Source organism: Campylobacter concisus (assembly GCF_003048985.1).
Classification (GTDB): Bacteria; Campylobacterota; Campylobacteria; order Campylobacterales; family Campylobacteraceae; genus Campylobacter_A; species Campylobacter_A concisus_AY.
On sequence record NZ_PIRS01000019.1, the window covers coordinates 1 to 7,120 of the forward strand.

Below are 7,120 nucleotides of genomic sequence, written 5' to 3' on the forward strand. Positions count from 1 at the left end.
CACCATAGTGTCGAGCTCTGAGCGTTCGACGTCTGTGCTGAAGGCACTAGGTTAGACATGCCGTCATGTGGTATTGCTGAGTACGCGGCAGCCACCGAGATCTACACAGGGTGGGTCGTCGGCAGCGTAAGATGGGTATAAGAGACGGGCTGCAGCTAGTGCTGCTTGTGCTAGTGCCGGTATCGCTGTGCCAAGCTCGCTAAGTGCGGCAAACGAAGCTGAAAAAGGCTGGCGTTGGGATAAGGCTGCCTGTAGATTTTGTGGAACCGGATGTGGCATCATGGTTGCTACAAAAGAGGGCAAGATAGTAGCCGTAAAAGGCGATCCAGAAGCACCAGTAAACCGCGGTCTAAACTGTATCAAAGGCTACTTTAATGCTAAGATCATGTACGGCGAAGATAGGATCACTCATCCACTTTTACGTGTAAATGAAAAGGGCGAATTTGACAAAAAAGGTAAATTTAAGCAAGTAAGCTGGAAGCAAGCATTTGACGTGATGGAAGCTCAGTTTAGAAAGACTTATGACGAGCTTGGACCTCACGGCGTTGGCGTGCTTGGCTCTGGTCAATACACAATCCCAGAGGGCTACACAGCAGTTAAGCTTATGAAAGGCGGCTTTAGAAGCAACAGCATCGATCCAAACGCAAGACACTGTATGGCAAGTGCAGTTCTTGGTTTTATGCAAGTTTTTGGTATCGATGAGCCATCAGGCTGCTTTGATGACATCGAGCTAACAGATACTGTCATAGCTTGGGGAGCAAATATGGCTGAGATGCACCCGATCCTTTGGGCGCGCGTGAGCGATAGAAAGCTTAGTGATCCTGATAGAGTAAAGGTCGTAAATTTAAGCACCTACTCAACTAGAACATCAAATTTAGCCGATATCGAAATCATTTTTGCTCCGTCATCTGACCTTGCTATCTGGAACTACATCGCTCGTGAGATAGTCTATAACCACCCTGAGATGATCGATGAAGAATTTGTTAAAAAACACTGCGTCTTCACGGCTGGTCCAGTTGATATCGGATATGGTCTTCGTCCAGATATCCACCACAAAAAATATGCTCCAAGCGAGCTAGACACAGCTGCTACTGAGAAGTCAAAAGTGCTAAGCGAGGCTGAGGGCGTTACACTTTCTTATCTTGGTTTAAAGGCTGGCGATACGCTAGAAAATAAAAATGCTGCAAAAGCTGGCGATCACTGGCAAATAACATTTGAAGAGTTCAAAAAAGCTCTTGCGCCTTACACACTTGACTTTACAGCTAAAGTAGCAAAAGGTGATCCAAACGAAGATATCAATGAATTTAAGAAAAAACTAAAAGCTCTTGCTGATCTTTACATCGAGAAAAACCGCAAAGTCGTTAGCTTCTGGACTATGGGCTTTAACCAACACCAACGCGGCACATGGGTAAATGAGCAAGCTTATATGGTGCATTTCTTGCTCGGCAAGCAAGCACTTCCAGGCTCAGGCGCCTTTTCTCTAACTGGCCAACCAAGTGCGTGTGGAACTGCAAGAGAGGTTGGAACATTCGTTCACCGCTTGCCAGCTGATATGGTTGTCGGCAATCCAAAACATAGAGAGATCACTGAAAAACTTTGGAAACTACCTGCTGGCACGCTAAATGCCGTACCAGGCTCACATTACGTAAAAATGATGCGTGATCTTGAAGATGGCAAGGTTAAATTTATCTGGGTTCAAGTAAATAACCCATGGCAAAACACTGCAAACGCAAACCACTGGATCAAAGCAGCTCGCGAGATGGACAACTTCATCGTTGTAAGTGACCCTTATCCAGGAATTTCTGCAAAAGTAGCTGACCTTATTTTGCCAACTGCGATGATCTACGAAAAATGGGGCGCATACGGTAATGCTGAGAGAAGGACACAGCACTGGAGACAGCAAGTACTCCCTGTTGGCGAAGCGATGCCTGATATCTGGCAAATGCTTGAGTTTAGTAAGCGCTTTAAGCTAAAAGATGTTTGGGGTGAGAAAAAAGTAAATGACAAAGTGACACTTCCAAGCGTGCTTGAAGCTGCAAAAGCTATGGGATATAGCGAAGAAGATACGCTATTCGACGTGCTTTTTGCAAATGAAGATGCTAAGAAATTTAGCGCAAACGATCCGATCATGGAAAACTATGACAATACAGAGGTATTTGGCGATAGCAGAAAGGTGATCGGCTCTGATGGTAAAGAATTTAAAGGATATGGATTTTTTATCCACAAATATCTTTGGGAAGAGTATAGAAAATTTGGCGTTGGCCACGGCCACGACCTAGCTGACTTCGACACTTACCATAAAGTAAGAGGTCTAAGATGGCCAGTCGTTGATGGCAAAGAGACTCAGTGGAGATTTAACACTAAATTTGACCCATACGCTAAAAAAGCTGCTCCAAATGATAAATTTGCATTCTACGGAAACAAAAACGCAGCTCTTCCAACAGGCGATCTAAAAGGCGTAAGAAATCAAGAGAAAACTCCTCTTGCAAACAAAGCAAAAATTTTCTTCCGCCCTTACATGGATCCATGCGAGATGCCAAGCAAAGATTATCCATTCTGGCTATGTACTGGCCGTGTTCTAGAGCACTGGCATACAGGTACGATGACTATGCGTGTTCCTGAGCTTTATAGAGCCGTTCCAGAGGCACTTTGCTACATGCATGAAGATGACGCTAAAAAACTTGGCGTGCTTCAAAATGAGATCGTTTGGGTCGAGTCACGCCGCGGAAAGGTAAAAGCAAGGGTAGATCTAAAAGGTAGAAATAAGCCGCCAGTAGGTCTTGTCTATGTGCCTTTCTTTGACGAAAACGTATTTATAAATAAAGTCTGCCTTGACGCTACTTGCCCGATCTCAAAAGAGACAGACTATAAAAAGTGCGCGGTTAAAATTTACAAGGCATAAAAGTGGCTGATATGGAATTTTCAAGTAGGCGTGAAGCTTTGAAATTTGGAGCTAAGGCGGCGATCTTAGCTCTTGGCGGAGGCTTTATATGGTCACTTAGTGCCAAAGCCTCACCGCTTGTACTTCTTAGACCGCCTGGTGCGAAAGCGGAGAAGCAGTTTTTAAAGAGCTGTATTAGATGCGGGCTTTGTGTAGAGGCCTGTCCATTTGATACGCTAAAACTCGCTACTCTTGAAGATGGTATAAGTGTCGGTACGCCTTATTTTGAGCCTAGAAAAATTCCTTGTCATATGTGCGAGCATATCCCTTGCGTGCCAGCCTGTCCGACTGGTGCGCTGGATGCAAATTTAGTAAGCACAGCTGGCAAACTAGACATAAATAAAGCCAAAATGGGCGTTGCAGTGGTCGATATGAAAAACTGCGTGGCATACTGGGGCATACAGTGCGATGCTTGCTACAGATCCTGTCCGCTCATAGATAAGGCCTTGTATCTTGAGTATCGCCGCAACGAAAGGACGCAAAAGCATGCGTTTTTACTCCCAGTAGTTGATAGCGATATCTGCACAGGATGCGGCGTGTGCGAGCGAGCCTGTATCACCGAAAAAGCAGCCATTACTGTGCTAAACCGCGAAGTTGTGCTTGGCAAAGTTGGCGATAACTACGTCAAAGGCTGGGTAAAAGAAGATGAAAGGCGCGTGGATGATGCCGACAGCAAGATAAAGCTCGACATCAAAAAGGCGACTGACTATCTAAATGGTGGTGAGCTATGAAATTTTTAATCTTAAGACGAATAACTCAAATTTCTATCCTAGTGCTATTTATCCTAGGAAATGTTTATGGAGTTAAGATACTTAGCGGAAATTTAAGCTCATCTTTGCTTTTTGGACAAATTCCACTAAGCGATCCATTTGCGGTGCTTCAAATTTTACTAGCAGGCTTTAGCGTAGGCATAAATGCAGTAATTGGCGCGATCATCGTCTTTGCATTTTATGCACTCATCGCCCCAAGGGCATTTTGCTCGTGGGTTTGCCCAGTAAATTTACTAACTGACATTGCTTACAAGCTAAGAGAGAAATTTGGCTTTAAGGGTGAGAAAATTTTAAACGTAAGTAAAAATTTGCGCTACTACTTGCTAGCGCTCACTCTTATCTTAAGCCTTGCTCTCTCAGTGCCAGCGTTTGAGAGCATTAGCTTTGTTGGTATCATCCAGCGTGGCATCATCTACGGCTCAGTTAGCGCCATTGGCATCGTCCTTGGCATAGTAGCATTTGATATGTTCGTGCTAAAGCGCGGAATTTGCTCACACGTCTGCCCGCTTGGTGCATTTTACACAGTGATATCAAAATTTGCTCTCATCAGAGTAAAACACGACGCAGATGCCTGCACAAAGTGTATGAAGTGTAAGCTCGTCTGCCCAGAGGTGCAAGTGCTAGATATGATCGGTAAAGAGAGCCGCGCGGTTAGCTCAAGCGAGTGCATAAGCTGCGGTAGATGCATCGACGTTTGCGGCGACGGGGCGTTAAATTTTAGTATTAGAAATTTAAGGAGAGAAAAATGAAAATGAAAATAATGGCGCTTGGAGCACTATGCGCTGCCTTTTTAGCGGCATGTGCATTGAATAATCCAAGCATTAGTGATTCGCAAATCGGCCTTAGAAATGTTGATTTGTTAGATGATAAAGACGTTGTTTTAAAAGACATCAACTACACAAAAGAGCCAGCAGGTATGGCAAAGAGATTTGATAGATCTTTTGAAAATGCACCTCCGTTTATCCCACACGACACTGAGGGTTTGGTGCCTATCACAAAAGATTCAAATATGTGCGTAACCTGCCACATGCCTGAGTTTGCAAAAGATAGCGGAGCAACTCCGATCCCAGCTTCTCACCTTTATGACATCAGAAATAAAAAAGATCTTGCAGGCAAGCTTGATGATGAGAGATATAACTGCACAACTTGCCACGTCGAGCAACAAAATGGCGTAACGCAGCTTGTTGGCAACAAATTTAAGCCTGACTTTAGAGATAAAAACGGCTCACATAAGTCAAATTTACTAGACGTTTTAAATGACGGCGTTAAGTAATGCAAAGCAGGCGAGAGCTTTTTAGTAAAATTTTGGGGGCAAAACCTGCTCCCAAATTTATAGATCCACCATTTTTTAGCGGGGAATTTGACTGCGTAGGATGCGATGCTAGCTGCGTAAGTGCCTGTGAAAAAGAGCTTCTTAGCTTTGAAAATGAAAGAGTTGTTTTTAAAGTTAAAAAGCTAGGCTGCGACTTTTGCGAAGAGTGCGCGAAAGCTTGTCAAAGTAGCGCTCACGTGACACTAAGCTTAAACTCGCCAAAGAGCATAAACGCAAAGGTTAGCATCAATGTCGCTAGCTGCCTAGCGTGGAATGACACGATTTGCTATAACTGCCTTGATGCTTGTAAATTTAAAGCAGTTGAGTTTCTTGGTGTTTTTCGCCCTATAATCAATCAAAATTGCGTGAGCTGCGGCGAGTGCTTTGATGTTTGTTTTAAAAATTCGCTTGAGATGGAGGCTTTATGAGAGTTTTATTTTTTCTTTTTTGCTTGCTAAATTTTATCTTTGCAAATGAGATCACAACGCCTATTAAAGAGATAGAAGCTAGTGCAAATGTGCTTAATACCACGCTGATAAATGGCAAACTTTTTATCGCAACTGATGGTGGCACGGTTGAAATTTACGATCCAAAAGAGTCTAAATTTGATGAGATCATCAAAATGGATGATATAAAAACCTACGTTAGCGACCATGAAAGGCCAAAAATTTTAAATGTCGATGAGCTAAATGGCAAGATGCTCATCCTAAGCGAGGGCGACTACGCTACAAAGGTGCTTTATATAAGAGAAAATGGGCAGATGAGAAGCATAAAAATGGCTAATCAAGCGATAAAAAAGGCTCTATTTTTAGATGATGAGCATATAGCACTTGCCTCAATTAGCAATGAAATTTACTTTTTAAACCTAAAAAGTGGCGAAATTTATGATAGCTTTAAGATATCAATCGCGATGCTCTCAGACATGGAGATAAGCGAAGATAGAGGCACGCTAGCGATCGCTTGTGAGAGTGGTAAGGTCTATTTTTACAATGTTCGCACTAAAAAGATGGACAAAATTTTAGACATCCACACTGATAATATCTACGACATCGCCTATAAAAATGGCGTCATGATCAGCGGAGGCACCGACAGGATCGCTGGGATCTTCTCGGCTGGGACGCTAAAAAAGATAAATACTGGCTTTTTGGTTTATGGCGTGGGGCTTAGCACGGACGGCAAGATCGCAGCTTATATGAGCGATGAGATGAGCGATGTAAATTTGGTTGATAGTGTCACTTTAGAGAAGATCGCGATGCTAAAAACTGGGCAAAGCACGATAAATAGCATAGTTTTTATAAGCGACAACGAGGTCGCAACCTCTGCTTATGAGAAGAAAATTTTATTTTGGAGAGTTAAATGAATATTTCAAGCTTGATAGTCTATACGGATAATAAAAATGAGAGCGTAAAAAGCGAGATAAGCAAGCTAAAAGAGTGCGAGATCATCACTGACGCAGAAGATAGGATCGTGGTGGTCGTTAGCTCAGAGAGCATCGAAGATGAGATCAGGGTTTTTAAGATGATAGAGGGCATTAGCGGCGTGGTGAGTGTTGCGATGGTTTATAGCTATCAAGAAGACGCTCAAGAGAATAGAGAGAGGCTTGAAGCAAACGGCAAGATAAGTGAAATTTTAACAAGCGATGACGTAAAAGCCGAAGATATCGCATATGGCGGTAGCGTGCATTATAAGGTGAGGTAAATTTAAACTTTAGTGAGTCCAAACAAATTTTAAATTTAAAACAACAAACTATATGTAGTTTTTAAGAAACTTTCCCAAAATTTTAAAACTTTATGAGTGAGTAAAGTTTTAAAATTTGTAAAAAATAGATTTTAAAATTTGTTTGAAGTTTCTTGTGCGTTAAATTTAATCATCTAGTCTAAATTTACATAGCCCTCTAATGCTTTAGAGAGCTATGATTTGTATTTAATTGTAGTGGTTTAGTTTAAAATTTATTCTTCCTAACATCCTCTACTATAGCTTTAGCCATCTCATCTACTTCTGATGTTACTTCATTTGCTTGGTTGGCTATTACAACATTCTCTTTTGTTAGATTATCTATTTGAGCAACTGATTGATTTATCATATTTATTCCTTCAC

At 42.2% G+C, this 7,120-nt stretch carries 6 protein-coding genes and 2 pseudogenes; 7 read left to right on the plus strand and 1 reads right to left on the minus strand.

What is annotated here, in order from left to right; genetic code table 11:
- Positions 1–145: 145 nt before the first annotated feature.
- The 7 genes and pseudogenes from napA to CVS91_RS10025 all read left to right on the plus strand — a co-directional run.
- A pseudogene (napA, locus tag CVS91_RS09995) lies at positions 146–2,902 on the plus strand (nitrate reductase catalytic subunit NapA); the annotation flags it as partial.
- A gap of 11 nt (positions 2,903–2,913) precedes the next feature.
- The gene (gene napG, locus CVS91_RS10000) at positions 2,914–3,672 is read left to right on the plus strand and encodes a ferredoxin-type protein NapG (RefSeq protein ID WP_034901590.1); all 759 of its coding nucleotides are present in this window, start codon (positions 2,914–2,916) and stop codon (positions 3,670–3,672) included.
- Complete coding sequence (napH, locus tag CVS91_RS10005) at positions 3,669–4,460, plus strand: quinol dehydrogenase ferredoxin subunit NapH (RefSeq protein ID WP_107831856.1); 792 nt, start codon at positions 3,669–3,671, stop codon at positions 4,458–4,460. The genes napG and napH overlap by 4 nt, the downstream gene beginning before the upstream one ends.
- Positions 4,457–4,984 (plus strand): nitrate reductase cytochrome c-type subunit, encoded by a 528-nt coding sequence (locus CVS91_RS10010; RefSeq protein ID WP_012001478.1) that lies wholly within the window; start codon positions 4,457–4,459, stop codon positions 4,982–4,984. The genes napH and CVS91_RS10010 overlap by 4 nt, the downstream gene beginning before the upstream one ends.
- The gene (locus CVS91_RS10015) at positions 4,984–5,451 is read left to right on the plus strand and encodes a 4Fe-4S ferredoxin (protein WP_107831857.1); all 468 of its coding nucleotides are present in this window, start codon (positions 4,984–4,986) and stop codon (positions 5,449–5,451) included. The genes CVS91_RS10010 and CVS91_RS10015 overlap by 1 nt, the downstream gene beginning before the upstream one ends.
- The gene (locus CVS91_RS10020; protein ID WP_107831858.1) at positions 5,448–6,383 is read left to right on the plus strand and encodes a WD40 repeat domain-containing protein; all 936 of its coding nucleotides are present in this window, start codon (positions 5,448–5,450) and stop codon (positions 6,381–6,383) included. The genes CVS91_RS10015 and CVS91_RS10020 overlap by 4 nt, the downstream gene beginning before the upstream one ends.
- Positions 6,380–6,721, plus strand: a complete 342-nt coding sequence (locus CVS91_RS10025; RefSeq protein ID WP_107831859.1) for a chaperone NapD — start codon at positions 6,380–6,382, stop codon at positions 6,719–6,721. The genes CVS91_RS10020 and CVS91_RS10025 overlap by 4 nt, the downstream gene beginning before the upstream one ends.
- Positions 6,722–6,965: 244 nt before the next feature.
- On the opposite strand, the pseudogene CVS91_RS10745 reads toward CVS91_RS10025, so the two are convergent.
- Positions 6,966–7,120 (minus strand): annotated as a pseudogene (locus CVS91_RS10745) (chemotaxis protein); the annotation flags it as partial.

Bases quoted from the DNA above. Each gene is read 5' to 3' on its own strand.
- CVS91_RS10020 (WP_107831858.1), top strand. From the start codon at position 5,448: ATGAGAGTTTTATTTTTTCTTTTTTGCTTGCTAAATTTTATCTTTGCA.
- napH (WP_107831856.1), top strand. From the start codon at position 3,669: ATGAAATTTTTAATCTTAAGACGAATAACTCAAATTTCTATCCTAGTG.
- CVS91_RS10025 (WP_107831859.1), top strand. From the start codon at position 6,380: ATGAATATTTCAAGCTTGATAGTCTATACGGATAATAAAAATGAGAGC.
- CVS91_RS10010 (WP_012001478.1), top strand. From the start codon at position 4,457: ATGAAAATGAAAATAATGGCGCTTGGAGCACTATGCGCTGCCTTTTTA.
- CVS91_RS10015 (WP_107831857.1), top strand. From the start codon at position 4,984: ATGCAAAGCAGGCGAGAGCTTTTTAGTAAAATTTTGGGGGCAAAACCT.
- napG (WP_034901590.1), top strand. From the start codon at position 2,914: ATGGAATTTTCAAGTAGGCGTGAAGCTTTGAAATTTGGAGCTAAGGCG.